This window comes from Paenibacillus sp. LjRoot153, assembly GCF_964253085.1.
GTDB lineage: Bacteria > Bacillota > Bacilli > Paenibacillales > NBRC-103111 > Paenibacillus_E.
Genome location: NZ_CAXUQH020000001.1, coordinates 4,345,375 through 4,362,497 on the forward strand (window position 1 = coordinate 4,345,375; position 17,123 = coordinate 4,362,497).

The window sequence follows — 17,123 nt, forward strand, 5'->3', positions numbered from 1 at the left end:
TTAAGCAGGAATGCCGATTCGTATATCGGCATTCTCTACGCTAACGCAGCCCGATGTTGCTGGCACTGCCGTTTTTCGTAACGCAAAGAGGGTCCCAAAAGCCATATGTGGCGAGGGACCCTCTTTTTGCAATTTGGTGACGTGGAAGTGCACTGATTTCACTCGAGATAGTCGATTATTTCTATTTGAAGCTTACAACAGGCAATTCAATGATCAACCTACATCCTCTTGAGCCTTGCTCCTCGTCCCCGGATATCTGAAGACTGCCCCCCAATTGCGTGATTCGCTCCATCATCGACTGCAGGCCGAAGCCCAAGGAAGTCGCCTCATAACGCTCTCCGTCGTTCCACAAGGAAAAGATTAGCTTGCCGTCATGAGTCGTCAACTTAAACTGGAAACTAGTGCAGCGGCCGTGGCGGATTCCGTTGGTGAGTCCTTCCTTGAGCGCGTGGTAGATCGCTTTTTTGTGCATGGAGCTTAGTGGCGGAAGCGGTGAAATGGTATGTTCGACTTTCATGCCTGCTATTTCCTCTGTTTGCGCCAACAACAGCTTAAGCGCAGGCTCCAGCTGGAAATCCGCCCCTTGCTGCTTCAAGGTTCGAACCGATTCACGAATATCGTCCAGTCCCTTACGGACCAACTGCTGCGAAAGCGCCAGCTTATCGTTGCCGCGCGGATCGCCTCGTTCGAGCAGCATTTTGGCAGCCTCCATTTGAACAATAGAGGTGGTTAGCGTGTGTCCGACGTGATCATGTATTTCCTGAGCAAGCAGGTTTCGCTCTTCCATAAGCGTCAACTCGTTAAGCGTCTCAGCTGTTTCCCGGACGGACTCTCGAAGACGATTCGTGGTAAGCTCCAATTCGGAGGTGCGCTCCTGAACCATCCGTTCCAGCTCTAGCGTGAAGCGCGACAGCTTCAGCTGAATACCAACACGGGCCAGCAGTTCATGCCGGGTGAAAGGTTTCACGATATAATCATTTGCCCCGGCATCGAAGCCTTCCAGTAGATCGACCAGCCTTCCTTTGGCCGTTAGCAGGATAATCGGCAAAGTACTTTCGTCATATCGCTCGCGAAGGAGACGACAGATCTCATAGCCATTCATATCTGGCAGCAGCACATCCAGCAGCAGGAGATCAGGCACATGCTGCTCGATAAGCGCCAGTGCCTCTTGCCCATTCGCCGCCTTCAACAATCGTAGAGAGGATCCGCTCAAATAATTGTCCAACACCTGAAGATTAACAGGCTCGTCATCCACGAGCAGCACCGTAGCTGAAGGCAACGGGGTTCGCAGCAGTGTCGAAGGAACTTTCCCTGACTCATTCGAAGACCATTCCGCAGAAGCGGCTGCGTCGGATTCCCATGGGGGCTGCGAATCGAGTACAGGCAGCAGGAAGCTGCTCTCGGATACAACAGCTTCCTGCTCAACACGCCAGATTGGGATCGTGAAGCTTGCCGTCGTTCCGCTCCCCTCCGTCGCATCCAAGTGAAACTGCCCGCCGTGCATGGCAATCAATTTATGCGAGATGGTCAATCCTAGACCCGTCCCTCCCCTTCTTGCGCCGGATTCCGCCTGTTCAAAAGGAGCAAGTACGGTATGTAGTTTTGCTTGGGGAATACCAATACCTGTATCTGTGATAGATACCTCTACAAACTCCCCTACTTGTTTCGCAGTTACGCACACCTCGCCGATATCAGTAAATTTCACTGCGTTTCCGATCAAATTGTACAAAATTTGCTGCAGACGATTAACGTCCGCACACACTTGCGGAAGATCAACAGGAAACCTCTTAACGAGCTGAATACCTTTCGATGCAGCTTGTGGCTCGAAAGCAGCCAGGACAAGTGCAACTGTGTCCGGTAGAGGCAGTGAAACCAAGTCTAAAGCGATATCCTGATGGTTCAGTTTGGATAAGTCGAGCAAATCATGAATAAGTCTAGACAACCGTTTGCCGCTGGATACGACGAGCTCCAGGTTTGTTTGAACCTTGGGGTGCAGACCACCCGCAACACCATCGAGCAGGGATTCGGTAAGTCCGATAATGCCCTGCAGCGGTGTACGCAGTTCATGCGACGTATTGGCCAGAAAGTCATCCTTCAACCGATCGAGCTCCTGAAGCCTGCTATTTTGGGCTTGCAGGCGTTCGGAAATGACTTGATTTTGCACAAAAACGCTGCGTAATCTTGTGATAAAAACCATGCCTAAGGATAAAACAAAAATGAAAACTCCGAAAATCCCGATATTTTCAATCCAATAAATATAGTAATATGGTGCATACTCATATGCGAATTTGCCGAAGCGCGGAAAGAAATAACTAGCGTAATTCAAAAATAATCCGAGTGTTATCGCACCTATCCCCATTACTAGCCAAGCGGCTTCTCCATCTCGCTGTTTATAGTAGATACGCATCACTGGAATGGCAAGAAATGGGATAATGACTGCCAAAACGACAAGGTAGATATGGATGAATCGGGCTACCCAAGGCTCATGTACATAAGCTATTAGAATACAAGCCAAAGCAAAAAGCGTTAACAAATAACGGCTTATCCGGAATCGATTATGGAGGCTGGCGTCTGTCAATTTTTCAAAAATACCGACAACCGCAACCATCCCGACTGGAATACAAACACTGTAATAATAAGTGATATGCGACCAATCCCCATAGATCTGCAATGTATAGGTAAGCGCTAGGCAAGCAAATCCACATGTGAAATTAAGCAGTGAGAAATAGGCGTACAAAGCATCACGGTGCATAAGGAAAACACCCAAGGAGACCACACTTAAAAATAAAAAACACGCAATAAGTGCCCATTTTATCGTATCTATGCGTATCAACTCAATTAGATTGTCCTTAGCTTCTACAATTCGCATAGGTAGATACATGCCCATTGCGGAAGTTGCATCGGGGATAACCCTTACTTGCAGCCATTTGCCGGCTGCATCATCCGGCAGTGGAACCTGTTTCCATATGAAGATGGATTTCGTCTTGGTCTCCTGGAGATCTGCATTGTTTGATGCAATTTTGTGATGATCCACGAAGACTTCAAAAGCTTTCGTATCTGAAATATTTAGCTGGGCATCACGCAGCGAAGCAACGCCACTCGGAAGGCGAACACGAACCCAGAATTCACTTATATTGGTTTGACCTTGCGCGGTCGAAGTAAGCTGTAAGTAAGGTTTCCAGTCGGATTCCGTATCTTGCAGTTGGTTACCAACAATCGGCAGCTTCCCTATGTGAGCCTCCCACTTGCTCATACCAGGCAGTACCTTCGGAGGGAGTACCTGCAGCCGGGAGAATCCATCATTAACAAAGTAGGTGGCACCAACCGAGCAGAGAAGAATCAACAGCAAGAATAGGATTACACCTGTGAAACGGTTCGGGGCACGCCTGTTCAAGTATCCACACCCCCCAGCAGCTGGCGTAAAGTCAATATGGCCACTGTCCGGTCATTTGTTCCGATTTTGGCATAGATGGCGCTCACATAGTTCTTAATGGTTCCTTCACTCATAAACATCCCTGCCGCAATTTCCCGGTTCGTTTTACTCTCCAGCATCCAACGCGCGACTTCCAGTTCCTTGTCGGATAAAGTTATACCATCTGCGATCGCACGTACCGTATGCTTCATGCCTTGAATCGAAGCCGAGGCTGAGGACAAACGTGCCGCTAATTTGCCTGCAATGACGGAGGGCAGCAGAAAGTGGCCAAGCACTGCATCGCGTATGGATTGTGCAAGCTTTTCACCAGGAATGTCCTTGAGCAAAAAGCCTGTAGCTCCCCCTGCGAGCGCCTCAATAATATAATCGTCATCGGCAAAAGTCGTGAGAATCAGTACCAGCGTGTCTGGATGCTCAGCTCGGATGTGCCGGGTGCACGCAATACCATTCATCACTGGCATCTGAATATCCATCAGCACGACGTTCGGGGATAAAGTCTTGACAAGCTGAAGCGCCTCTGCGCCATCTTTAGCCATACCTACAACATGGATATCTTCTTGCAGGCTGAGTATAGTTTGCAGCCCATCCCGCATTAATGTTTGATCATCCGCTATCACTACTGATATCACTGGATCTACTCCCTGCCCTTATGGAATCTGTCTTCTTATCGAGTGAACCACACAAATCCAGATTTTTCAATAAAAAGGTTGTTTATTTGTTTTGTAGAAAAAACCGTCAAGGCCATCAGCCCTAACGGTTTCCTCGATCACCATTTATATTGCAAGCATTGCTTCACTTTGGCTGCAGCTTCAAGCTTCACCGAAGGTTTGAACAGATCCTTCAAGTTTTTGCGCAAATCATCTAATTTGCCTTTAATCGCGGATTTTGAGAGATCTCTGAAATCTAGCTGAACTGGCCCAGCGCCCAACTTGGCAATTAGTGAGCCTTCACCTTCTTTGCACGGATCCCATGCTTTGAAGTATTTGGCCCCTAATTCACCCTTTAAAGGTCCATACTGTACTTTAGCTGCAGCCTCGAAGGATGATCCGCCTTTGGACAGGTCCTCGAACGGATCGACTTCCAAGCCGCCGCCTGCGCCAACACCTGCTTCCGCACAGGCGGATACGCCATCTTCCGTCGCGCACACCTTGCCGCCGATGCCAACGCCGGCATACGCGGACACTCCGATGCAGAACAAACCACACGGATCACGCAGCACGATCGGGTTGTTACCGACATAGGCGTAGACGTTTGCCTCCCCGCTGTCAAGCAGAATAGGGTCACGCGCTGTCCATCTAGCGGAGACAGGGTCATAGTCGCGTGCACCGAAACGCACGAGCCCGGCAGCCCTATCCTCGAGACCTCCTGCGAAGCCAATCATCAGCTCAAAGCCAGGATTGGAATCGCTAAGCAATACACCGAAGCTGCTGTAGCGAAGTTTTTTGACAGAATCGCCTTCCGCATTCAGAACTTCCCTCGGTGTACCTACGTTGTCAGTAATCACATAATAGCGGTGATCTTCACGTTCTAAGCCGATAAGTAAGCCCTCATCATTATAGAAATAGTTCGTTAGTACGCCATTCTTATCAATGGAACCCGTCAGCATATGAATGAATTCTGGGTGGCCATACAAGTATTTCTCCGTATAGCCGCCTCCCTCCCGCGCTGTACGACGTCCGATGGCATCATAAGCATACCGATACGTATTGCCAGTGACAGTCGTTTCCAAGAGTTCCCCGCGTATACCATAACGATAGGTATCCCCGCCTCGATTCGTCAGGAAACCGTCGGCATCAAAGGCATACCCAACTGAGCCTACGGCCACGAGCTGACCGTGTGTATCATAACTGCTCATTTCTAAAGAAGAGTCATTCACTTGCTTGCTGACGCGGTTCTTACTGACGTCATACGTGTAAACTTCGTTATTAATACCGTCTGTGCCGGTTCTAAGTGAAGTCAACAGTTGACCATCGGCGTCGTAGTCATAATGGGTCTGTCTCGCCGTTCCTTCGGTGAAAGTTTCTGTTTCATCAGAAAGGAGTCCTCGCGAATCATAACTAAACTCGCTGCTGGATCGGAGCTGCCCCCTCCATAAATAGCTGCGCTGCTCGAGTTTGCCCAGGTCATCGTAGCTATTCAGAATCTGGAACGAGCCGTCTGTGATCGAACTTATAAGACCGCTGGTCTCATGCGTGAATTGGAAGGGTCCGAACTTGGTCATCTGTTCATCGCGATCCCAGCCAAGCTGTGTATTCTGTACGATCGTCTTCGGTTGCCCGTAGACTTCTCCAGTAACTGTGGTGCGGATGTTCGTGATGTTCGTTACATTAGCCCCAGTATCAAAGCTATAATCGAAAGTGGCGTTTGCTGCACCTTGCAGCACCATCTGTAGGACCTCACTTCCGCCATACGTGTAACCGACAGATTGCCGCAGATTCGGATCCCCCACTTGCTCGCTTACCATCTGTGTGACACGGTCGGTTGCGTCCCCGTACATAAAAGATCGGTTCAAATCAGGATCATTCATACTCTGGATCCGCTTACCGCCCTCAGATTCGAAGCCATACTGCAAAGCGCGCCCGCTGGCAAGTATCGCCTGGTCCACGAAACCAGCTGCATCATGTGTCAGCGTTAGCCATGACTGTTGGCCCTGCGGCGTAAAAGTGCTTAATTGATTCAATTTGTTATACTGTTGGGTGTAAATGGTTCCATCAGGCAGCGTCGTTTGCGCAGGATTACCATTCTCATCATAATCCTTATAATAGGTTTTACCGCTAGGCTGTTTGATCATCGTTAGTAAACCAGCCTCGTTATACCCATATTCTTTCCGGTTGCCCGCTTCATCTGTCTCCGAAATCAGCTCTCCGCCTGAGTTATAGGCATAAGTAATGGAATGACTGCCCTGCGAGATCATCCGAAAGCGTCCTCGCTCATCATACGTGTACACCACCGGCAGCAGCGGTTGATTCGGATACTCAACCCGTTCAATGGTACCGTTTCCGTCCAAATGAGACACTTTGACCAACCCTTCTGCAGATGTCTCCACATAAGTTCTTGCTGTTGCATCATATTTCACGGAAGACGCAGCACCATTGACCACATACGTTTGTGTTAAGGATGTAAAATGGCCTTGATTGTCTCTCTCCACCGCTCGTGTCTCCGAATACGTTACAACGCGTCCGTCTGGTGTTGTGATATTCATCTGATTGAGTACTGGGGCATCCATGCCGTAACGAGGATCACTTTCCAGCTTTTGCGTGACCTTCGTGCCATCCGTATACGTCATTTCCTTGGAACCATCAGACTTATAAATCACAACAGACTTGGCACCACCGGGCTCGGTTATAGTACGAATTGTATTGCTGCCAACTTTTCGAGTCTCATAAACGGTTTGGCGGTTCGCAGCATCAGTGAATGTAACGGACAGACCATCGCTTAGTTCTGTGCGTGTTAAGGTTTTTATCCCACCAGCAGGTGTCTTCGCCTGAATTAGGTAGCCTTTTACATCATAGAGATAGTCAGATTTATGCCGATTCGGGTCAATAAACGAAGTCAGCAATCCTTTTGCATCATACGTCATGTCATATTGATAGCCGAGCTTACCACGTACGGTTGTTAGTTGACCTAGCTCATTGACCGTCAACTCTGTACGCTGCCCGCCGGGCGCAACAATCGCAGTAGGCTTGCCTGACGCATCCCGCACGATCGTCGTACGATTTCCGCTGCCATCATCTAGCTGAATCAATCGCCCCTCTGCATCATAGCCGAAGCTTTGCATCACTTTGCCCGTTAGGGCATGCACAGTCTCCGTATGACGACCGCTTACCGTATCGATCTGGGTCAACGTTACACCGTCATCGTTCGGAATGCTGGTCTTATTCACATCAGCACCAATACGGAAGAAATTAGGCGTGAATCCACGTTGGTCATACGTTCTATACATCGGATTACCCTTCTGATCAACACCTATTAGTTTCACGTAATTAAGTGTAAGGTTATTTCTCTTCACATAGGCCATAGCATCCGTCTGATCAACAAGATGAACAATATGGTCTGGCGTTATTTTGAAAATGGGACCTAACGTCGTGCCGACGCCGTCTACCTGCATATAAATGTTTTCCTGTCCATCCACATACAACTCTCGTGCTAAGAACCGCGATTCGAGCGCGGACATGCCATCCGCTATGACGGGATCTAATTTGCCCATGTTTACGTTTCCGGCTATAAGCTCCAGCGAGCCGTCTTTTCCCATTTTGCGGATACGGCTCTTCACACCCCAGTAGTCATACATGTTATCAAGCACGTAGATCGTACCGCTAGGACTTGATGTCAATCTACCATACCCAATATTCGCCGGTGTAGCCGGTCCCGTGTCAGGGCCGTATGCTGTACTGCCCGCGTGATATACATAACCACTTGCATCGAGCTTATAGTATTGAATCGTAGCGTTAGAGCCGCTATAAGGATGGTAGCCTTCAAAGTACAAGTTGCCTTGGTAATCTGTTACAAATCCGCTGAAGTCCCCGCTTTGAGCCTCGGTTCCCTTGGAGCCGTCTGGGATGACAGCTACACCGTAAGATCCCTTGCCGACAACACGCTTCCAATCGGAATCGTTAGGTCCTTTTTTATAAATTCCCTCATAAAGATAGGACAGATATAAGGTACCATCCGGGCTCACCGCAAAAGCTTTAGGAAAGCCTTGTGAGGGAAACGTAGCTACTTTGAGCGAAACATTGTCTGGTGTAACCCGAACGATCGACAATTCATTCATAATACTATTGTTTCGGACTAGAAAGTAAAAATCAGAGCCAACAACGGCATACAAGGATTGATCCACATAATATTGTTGCTGCCCCATTTGTGGACTGAGCGGGTTGAATTGACCGCTGTCCTTCTTCTGCGTTTGCCCATCACCGTTTAGCAGTTTCTTAGTCGTATTATCAAAAATATGATGCGTATCCAAGCTCCAGCCTGCGATACCTTGCTGTTCATAAGGATTCACAGGCGAGCTGATAATCCCTTCATACGATCTCGTAACCATAATTTCCGAGCTGCTTCGAGAACCGATAGCTGCCCCAACAGAGGGAAGTCTTGCCCAGCTCATTGCGAAGCCTGCTGGCGTGGCGTAATAGACAGATTTATAGTGGTACCTTACCGTTACTTGATAAGGATAATCACCGATAAGTTTTCGGCCGTATCCATCGACTCCGTCCCATTTGAACGTATACAATTGGTTGAGCGTTAATGGCAGCGACTCATAAACAGATTTGCCAGCCACTTGGATGATGACAGATATGCCTTGTAAAGATGATGGCAACGATGATGAGCCTGTCACCGGGAATTGAATCGTTGAACGCTCCTCATAACCTTCCGTCCGTTCACTTTGGTAACGGAGCGTATAAGGTGTGCCTGGAATCGCTATAGCCTCTCCAAGTGATTGATCCTGACAGCCGATGATAGATCCAGGTTGCTTACATGGCTCTTCTCTGGGATCCGGCTGAGGCGATTTCTTCGGCGTTGGGTTCGGTGGCGCGATTGCGTCACCAGGCGGTCCATAAGGCCAGTTATGATCCCAAGGCGTGAAATGAGGAATCGGTACGCGCCATAAGCTTTGACCAACCGTGTATAAAGTGGCTAGCTTCTGCAGTTCTTCTTCAGTGATCTGGTAGGTGCTTAGCTTCATCCCGCTATCAGCCGCACCGTCGCCGTCCGTGTCGATCTGCGCAATGCCAGCTTCAATCCAAACAATCTGGATAATAACCCCGTTCTGTGCTGGCACCCAGATCCCTGCCTTGCGGTCATAATAAGCATTGGGAACGGCAGAACCTACAGGAAAATCAAGGAAATTATCAACGTAGTGATACAAAGGTTGGTTAAAAGTAACCTCGGTCGCCCCCGCCTCCACGGCTTCGTCCGCCGACAGCTCCACCGCATAGGTATAGCCGACATTCTGCGGCAGTTCGCCTGGCATCGCTTCCGGTCCTCTGTTGCCGACTGTATATTCCGTCGCGCGGAAATGGATCTGCGAAAGCGGTTGAACCGTTCCATCTGGCAGTGTCATCGTGGCAGTTGTTCCCTTGGGCACAACAATCGTCGATGTTCGCTCGCCATCTTCATCCTGGACCGTAGTCCCACGGGCTACTTGTGTGTCAGTCGCATTCGTAAGGTTTAGCTCTGTCACCTTAGCATCGTACGCCAACAGCACCACATCGTCCACGGTAGTATAGGTGCCCCATGTCAGCTTCTCCGGTCGCTGTGCCAGCAGATAACCCAGCTTGCTGAACTGGACAGTTAGCAAACCTGTTCCGTTGACCACCAAATCATAGGCGCCATCGATTCGGCTTAACGTTTGACCATATTCCGGCTGATTCAGAATGCTCACTTTCACTCCGCTCAGAGGCATGCCGTCCGCATCAAGCACTTTTCCGCGCAGCACAGCCGAAACATCGGGGCGTATCGCCCCTGGGATGACCCCTGCCTGCACGGCATTGCTGCCCGTATACAGGAATTGCGTTTGGTCTGCGAAAGAAGGTATGCTCGTCAGCGGAATGTCAGGCGCTACGGAAGCGGGATCCACCGGGATAGGTTGCTTCACCGGTTTTAGATTGATGGCCGCTGATTTAGCAGATTCATTGCCATTGCTATCATAGGCGGAAACAGCGAAGTTGTAAGCCGTTCCGTCCGTTAAGCCTGCAACCGTATAGACGGTCAACTTCTTAGCATCGCCTTTCATGTGCCAAGTGGCGCCGTTGTCCGTTGACGAATAAATCTTGTAGCCCGCTAAATCGCTCTCACTGTTCGCATTCCAGATAAGTGATGAACTACCGTCGACTGCGCTGCCGTTCAAACCGACTGGTGCAGCAGGCGCTGTCTGATCAGCGCTGATCGGCGCCGCCGTCACAAATGCGGATTTGGCCGATTCGTTGCCGGCATAGTCTAGAGCTGTCACGGCAAACGTGTAGGCCTTACGATTTGTTAAGCCTGTCGCTTGATACGTTGTTTCATAGCCAGTTGAGACACCGCTGCGCCATGTTACAGCGCCATCCTCTGAAACATAAAGCTTATAACCCGCCAGATCATCTTCACTATTCGGTGACCACGTTAGCTGAATTTTCGTATCACCAGGAGATGCAGTGAGCCCCATTGGTGGAGCAGGAATTTCTGTGTCGGGCTCTTCATGCGGAGTGAGTGAGACGATATTGGATTTCTCCGACTCATTGCCGAGAGCATCATAAGCGGTAATAGCGAAGCTGTATGCTATTTCATAACTTAGGTTCGTAAACGTATATGAAGATAGATAGGGATAAATTTGACCCTCATGTATCCAGTTATTTCCTTCATCTAATGAGAAGTAGAGATTATATCCGGCAAGATCACTTTCGTCATTCGTCTGCCAAACCAAGTACACCCGATCTTGACTAGTCGTACCTGCAAAACCTGCCGGTACAGCAGGAGGCGTTGTATCCGGCATTACCTCTCCTTCTGGTGTCACTTCGAGAAATGCGGCATCAGATTCCTGGCCATCATGGTTATAAGCTGTCAGCTTAAATTGATATGGCTGACCATTGGTCAAGCTGCCCCACATCATTGTCGTATTATTCTCGGCATCCCGCTCTTCGAAAATGGATGCGCCGCCATCGTCGGCCGATGTGGCCACGATCTTATAGCCTTCGGTGACCGTATCGGAATTCGGCAGCCAGGTTAAGATGACTTCACTGTCGCCAGCCGTCCCCTCAAATCCTTCTGGCGTTGACGGAGTCTGCAGGCTGGGCTTCACGGTGAGTGGCGTTGATTTGGCCGACTCATGGCCAGTCTTGTCATATGCGGTTACAGCGAAGGTATATACAGTACCGTTCACTAAACCTGTCGCCGTATAGGAAGCTGTACTTATTCCATTGGCTGCAAATGACCACGTTTCTCCGGCATCTAAAGAGACGTAAACCTTATAGCCTGCCAGATCGGCTTCCGTATTCGCCGACCAACTTAACGCAGCCTGTTGATCTCCAGGCACTGCTTGTAAGCCTACTGGAATGGCTGGTGCCGTCACATCCGTTGAACCACCACCCTGAGAGACACCACCACCTCCGGGGCTCCCGCCTGAATGCCCACCTGCTGGACTAACGGTTCCGTCCAGCGCAGACAACCGGCCAATTTCAGTTAGTTGGCCCGGCCCTGGCGCATGTACTTCTTGCTGGACATCGACGAGCTGACAAGCGCATTCGTGTTTTTCGCTCTCTTTCGTCTCTCGATCAAGAACCTCCAGTATGTCTTGGAGAGCACCATTTGTAAGAAGGGAATCCGCTGTTCCCGCTTGATCCGTGTATGACTTCCAGTCTTCCAACGTGAGCAATGATAACTGGTATGTACGATCCGGCAATACGTAAGCTTTGAAAGTCCCATCTGTCCCTGTTACTGCGAAGAAAGTAGGGTTCGTTGTGAAAGTCACGATAGCCCCCTGTATTGGTTCAGCGTTCTCCCCCACAACCTTGCCCGAAAGACTTGCAGCTTGAGCCGTTTGCACATCAACAGTTTGGCTTTGCCTGATTAGCTCCACCACTTGATACGCTGCGACGCCATCGCTAGCTGCGTTGACATCGTATGCACCGTAAGGCAGCTTGACTTCATATGTGCCCGAAGTGTTCGTTGTTCCGGCGGCTAGAAGGGCTCGCTTGCCCTTGGCATGAATCTGCACATCTGCGCCTTGCAGGGGCCGACCGTCTGGTGCTTTTACCGACAGTATCAACACGCCTTCTTGTTTATCCACTGACAACTTCCAAGCGCGATGCAGCATGACGGCCGCTTCTGCTCTTGTTACCTGATTGTAAGGACGATAGGTATGGTCTTCATACCCCCTAACGATGGCCGCCTTGCTCATTGCCCCAACGGCCAGCGCAGCCCACGCAGGGATAATAAGCTGGTCAGCAAAAGCCGATGCAATGGACGTATCCAACTTCAGAACGCGCTGCATCATAACGGCGATTTCAATACGAGAGATCGATGCCTCAGGCCGGAAGGTGTCATCCTCGTACCCCTCGATCAGTCCGAATCCGGCTGCCTTAACAATCTCATTGCGATTCAATTGATTATCAATGTCCTTGAAAATCGGGTTATCCTTCTTCTGTGTAGTATCCATACCACTGAATTCGGCGACATGAAGAAGCCAGACAGCAGCATCCGCTCGCTTTAAAGGAGTACTCGGTTGGAACGCGGCGTTTCCTGATTGTTTATCCACGATGCCTTTACTAAGCAGCTCCTCAATCTCTGCCTTGGCCCATACTGGAAGAACATCATTCTCTGGAGTAGATGGGGAAGCAGATCCAGATCCAGGTCCAGATGCAGATGCTGACTGCCGTACCTCATCTCCCTTTTCAGCATTCATCACGGCAGGTAAAGTCGTTTGAAACAACACAAACAAGCTGAGTACGAGCGCCCAATTTCTGAACCACTTACGCAATTTCATTTGGAACCTCCTGACCTTGTATCACTTCTCCCTTCATTATGAGGTTGCATACAGGCACGGAGTAGAGACTAATTACATAAAAATTCCAGTGACTCGTCACCATTCTTCCAATGACAAGTCATAAGTGCAGTGTTTACTCGTCATATTCAATCCTGATTCATGTAACACCTTGTTGAGTGACTCGAAGGCTTTTGCGGCCTAACTTATTCAGGAATTCTTTTCTCACCAACGCCAAAAAGAGCCCTTAAAGGGCTCCATAGATAAGTTTTACGAATGATAAAGTGGCTTATATAGGTGCAATAATTCTACTCAACACGGAACTAATATCCTCGGTTTACATCCACTGATTGGCTTATTCGTTCTTGCCCGCTGTCCATTTCGCTGAGCACTGCGAGCAATCCGTTAATAGCTTCATCCACCCCAGTAACGGCAGAAATATGCGGAGTAATGACAACCTTCGGATGAGCCCATAACGGCGACTGTTCTGGCAGTGGTTCCTCTCTAAATACATCAAGAACAGTTCTACGCACTTGCCCCTGTTCAATCGCTGCCAATAATGCATTTTCATCCACTGAAGCTCCCCGCCCGACATTTATAAAACCAGCGCCCTGCATGTAGGAAAACAAGCGTTTTTCAAATAAACTTTCAGTGATTAGTGTTAAGGGGAGTGTGTTTATTACCCAATCGGCCTGTGGTAACAATGCGTGCACCTCGGTAATCGGTAGGACCCTGTTAAAATGACAGTTCGCTGCGCCGCTGCGAGATATTCCGTTTACTGTTACCCCGAAAGTTCGAAGCAACCTCGCCACTTCCTCGCCAATCGTACCTGTTCCGAATATGACGATATTCAGTTGATGCAGTAGCTTCTGCTGTGAAGGCAGCCATTGTTTTTTGGCCTGAGCATGCTGGAAATTTTCATGACGGTGTACATCGGCAAGAATATAACTTAAACAATATTCCCCTATTTTCTGTCCAAAACTGCCAACCGTACGCGTTAACACGACATCCTTTTTCCATTCGCGATTGAATAAAAAGGAGTCAACGCCAGCTCCAAGCGCATGAACCCACTGCAGCGTACCGAACTGAAACGACGCCGTTGGTTTAAATGCCACATAACCATCCCCCCAGTCGAAGTGATTCGGAAGTACTTCTGCCTCTGGGAGAAACAGATACTCCCTCTTTGTGTCCAGTAAAGCGAGCTTTTCTAGCTCTTTATACATTCGCCCGGTCACTACTATTCTTTTGATATCCAACTACAACGCCCCCTAGGAATCGGTAAAACTACGCGATAGTAACCTATTGTAACACGGTAGGCAAATAAGACGAAAATGTCGATTTGGGTTTGTAGAACGTGCTCAACATATTTGTATTAACTGGAAAATATACATCTATTTGATGGCGATTTCTTCCAAAAACCGATTTAACTGTATAACATGCAGTTAAAACTGCCTCATTTGTCCATATCGAGTAATATATCTAAAATTAACTGTAGATTATCCATCTACTTTGATTTTGATTGAAAAAAACCAAAATTTAACTGTATAAAATCCATCTATTCGCACGGACAACAGGAGATTTACAAAACTTCCATCCGACCAACTCACCATTCGGACGTAGTAAACATACTTCATCTCCTATCCTACCTTTCCCTACTCATCCCCATTTCCATCTCCTACTCCTACCCTTACTGCTACATATACTCCTATATATAATTTTAATGTTTAAGCTCTTGATGTAAGCGAATAAAACCCATTATTTAATAGGGGGTGATGATGTGTAACATGCTGGTTGCGAGTAGAGAGTGCGTAGTTATACAAAAAAAGAAAAGACATGCGCCTTGTGCACGTCCTTTCTCTTCTATGCAAATTGCGTGGTATATACAACTAAGCTTGTTTTGTATTAACCATAGGTACGGTATACTTTGCCGATTCGATCCAGCTCCGATTGGAAAATTCTCGGCCACGCACCACCACTTCGTTATTGTAGACCTGGACGTACATGCCTTGCGCACAATTTGGATTGTCAGTACTGCGTGTTTTGCCGACAGAAGCATTATTGAACCAGTGGAATGAGTTCTGTGTATTATAGTGATTTTCCGTTGCAAAGTTACGATGTGTATGTCCTGACAGCACAAAAACATTCTTATAGGGTGCCAAGATTGCCCGAAACTCCTTCGCTCTGAGCAACTGTGGTGGTTTCCCGTCCGTATCCGGCGCTGGCAGCGGCTGGTGGATGAAGACAAAAGCTGGCTTTCCATCCTCATGGGATTTCATACAATTCTCTAGCCAGGCAAGCTGCTCATCCGAATACCATGCGCCCTCCCCAACCTCCGGGTTCTCCTGCACATAGGTCTCTTGTGACATCAAAATCAGATGCACGTCATTCATCCAGACATCCTTGTAGGGCTTATCCTTGTAGCCAAAAAACTTCATGAAGCGTTCACGCGACATCGCATCGGTTTTCCCGTTGGGTACGGTTTCAGCGGACCAATCTTCCTTACTGTTTATCCAAATGTCGTAATAGTCGTGATTACCCATATTCGCGTATAGTGGTGGTAATTTGTAGTTGTCTAATACTTTTCGAAAAAGCTTGTAATCCTGATCCCGACCTACATCCGTGATATCCCCTCCGAATACGATCGTATCTACGGGCGATTGGAAGCGGCTGATATCTTTCAACGCCGAATGAAGCTTATCAATAATCGTAGTGGTTCCATTGTTGGAAATGTGCACATCGCTGAGTAGGAAAAAGGATAGCAATAATCGATTATTAATGGAGGCAACCGTATCTGGTTGAGCCGATACTTGCGGGATTAATTGTTCCTCCGAGGCATCAGCTACCGCTATGTTCGTCTCAGGCCCCTTTAACGATTGCTTGAGCAGTACACCTACACCAGTTAGTGCGAACGCGGTTGCAAGCAATCTTTTAATAAATTGTCTTCTCGAAATCATGAACCTTCCCCCCAGAAGATGTCTCGTCCTTGTAAAATTACATACTTATAATTTAATTTTATCATATTGTCGTCACTAATTTAGTAAATCCTTCGAGATTTTTTCAATACATTCAAGTCGGTTACCGAACGGGTCATTTGAATTAACATTTTTCCCAAAAAGTGGTTCCACTGCTAGATCTCTTCTTCATTTCTGATATTGAACCACATTGCCTAAGTTTGAAACCCGCTTTCTAGAAAAACGTAATAATCAATATATCGTTATTTTTTCCCAGAAAAAGAACCGTAAGGGAGTGCAAAATCATGAGAAAATTGATGTTACTCATTTTAGTTTTATCAACCCTACAATTGAGTGCCTGTACGTTATTTGAGAAAGTAAACAGTTCGTTCGATTACGCAAATCAAGCTACTGAACACATCAATAAATTGAGTGATTTCGCAGAACGAGCACCTCAAATGATCAAAGACGCCGCTTTGAATCCAGAGTCTAAACAAGAACTTGAAAATCAATTAATCGGGATAAAAAAAGACATCGAACAATTTAATCTGAAAAGTGTCCCAACGATTGCAAAGGATATTCATCAACAAGTGGTAGATAAAAATAAAGTGTTGTTAGATGAGATCAATAAAGTGGTCGTCAATGGTCATCTGGCACTTGATAAACTTCAAAATTCACAATTAATCACGACGATTAGTGATATAACCATCTTACTCAATCGAATCAAAAATTTAGGATCTTGAAGAACTTCACACTTGTGTGAGGTTCTTTTCTTCTTAATGAACGCAATAAAACCGGCCAATCGGCCGGTTGGTGATATCTCTTCTGTAGGTTTAGATGTTTTCCAACGATTTGCCCAGATTGTCCAACATTTCCTTCGTGCCGTGTTCTCGTAGAGCAGGTGTATCATGGCCATCTAGGAAAACGCCTTGTTCAGTGAAAATCAGCTTGGTACCCGTACCCTCAGGCTTGAACTCAACAGTTGTCACTGAAATCGAAATCCGCGTCTGATCCATATCCAACGTGTAACTGTATACTATACGTTCATTCGGAACAATGTCTTGATACGTGGCATCAAAAGTGAAATTCGGTCCCCCAGGAGGTCCACCTTGACTCATTTCCTTACCACCCACCCGGAAGTCGAATTCATCCGCTTTGGAAAACCACATTTCTTTCAGTTTGGGATCCTCCCAAGTGGCAAAAACACGTGTCGGCGAGGCTTTATAAACTCTTTCGACGACGAAGGTGTTATGTACGGTAATACGTTCATTCATGCTTGTCA

At 47.8% G+C, this 17,123-nt stretch carries 7 protein-coding genes; 1 reads left to right on the forward strand and 6 read right to left on the reverse strand.

The genetic code is table 11. The annotated features are described in order from the left end of the window. Positions 1-181: 181 nt before the first annotated feature. The 5 genes from ACSQ8P_RS18635 to ACSQ8P_RS18655 form a co-directional block, all read right to left on the reverse strand. Entirely contained in the window at positions 182-3,394 is a 3,213-nt protein-coding gene (locus ACSQ8P_RS18635) for an ATP-binding protein (protein WP_436236537.1), read from the reverse strand. Continuing rightward, entirely contained in the window at positions 3,391-4,062 is a 672-nt protein-coding gene (locus tag ACSQ8P_RS18640; RefSeq protein WP_436236538.1) for a response regulator, read from the reverse strand. The genes ACSQ8P_RS18635 and ACSQ8P_RS18640 overlap by 4 nt, the downstream gene beginning before the upstream one ends. Positions 4,063-4,199: 137 nt before the next feature. After that, a complete protein-coding gene (locus ACSQ8P_RS18645) occupies positions 4,200-12,893 on the reverse strand; it encodes a fibronectin type III domain-containing protein (RefSeq protein ID WP_436236539.1) in 8,694 nt (2,897 codons plus the stop codon). Positions 12,894-13,213: 320 nt separating this feature from the next. Further along, a complete protein-coding gene (locus ACSQ8P_RS18650; RefSeq protein WP_436236540.1) occupies positions 13,214-14,146 on the reverse strand; it encodes a D-2-hydroxyacid dehydrogenase in 933 nt (310 codons plus the stop codon). Between the two features lie 630 nt (positions 14,147-14,776). Then, positions 14,777-15,844, reverse strand: a complete 1,068-nt coding sequence (locus ACSQ8P_RS18655; RefSeq protein ID WP_436236541.1) for a metallophosphoesterase family protein — start codon at positions 15,842-15,844, stop codon at positions 14,777-14,779. A gap of 302 nt (positions 15,845-16,146) precedes the next feature. Between ACSQ8P_RS18655 and ACSQ8P_RS18660 the strand changes: the two genes are divergently transcribed. Continuing rightward, a complete protein-coding gene (locus ACSQ8P_RS18660; RefSeq protein WP_436236542.1) occupies positions 16,147-16,584 on the forward strand; it encodes a DUF6376 family protein in 438 nt (145 codons plus the stop codon). Positions 16,585-16,674: 90 nt separating this feature from the next. Here ACSQ8P_RS18660 and ACSQ8P_RS18665 read toward each other — a convergent pair whose 3' ends face one another. Further along, entirely contained in the window at positions 16,675-17,115 is a 441-nt protein-coding gene (locus tag ACSQ8P_RS18665) for an SRPBCC family protein (RefSeq protein ID WP_436236543.1), read from the reverse strand. Positions 17,116-17,123 lie beyond the last annotated feature (8 nt).

Excerpts from the sequence above, each read along its gene's own strand:
- ACSQ8P_RS18645 (WP_436236539.1), bottom strand. The coding sequence starts at position 12,893 with ATGAAATTGCGTAAGTGGTTCAGAAATTGGGCGCTCGTACTCAGCTTG.
- ACSQ8P_RS18655 (WP_436236541.1), bottom strand. The coding sequence starts at position 15,844 with ATGATTTCGAGAAGACAATTTATTAAAAGATTGCTTGCAACCGCGTTC.
- ACSQ8P_RS18660 (WP_436236542.1), top strand. The coding sequence starts at position 16,147 with ATGAGAAAATTGATGTTACTCATTTTAGTTTTATCAACCCTACAATTG.
- ACSQ8P_RS18665 (WP_436236543.1), bottom strand. The coding sequence starts at position 17,115 with ATGAATGAACGTATTACCGTACATAACACCTTCGTCGTCGAAAGAGTT.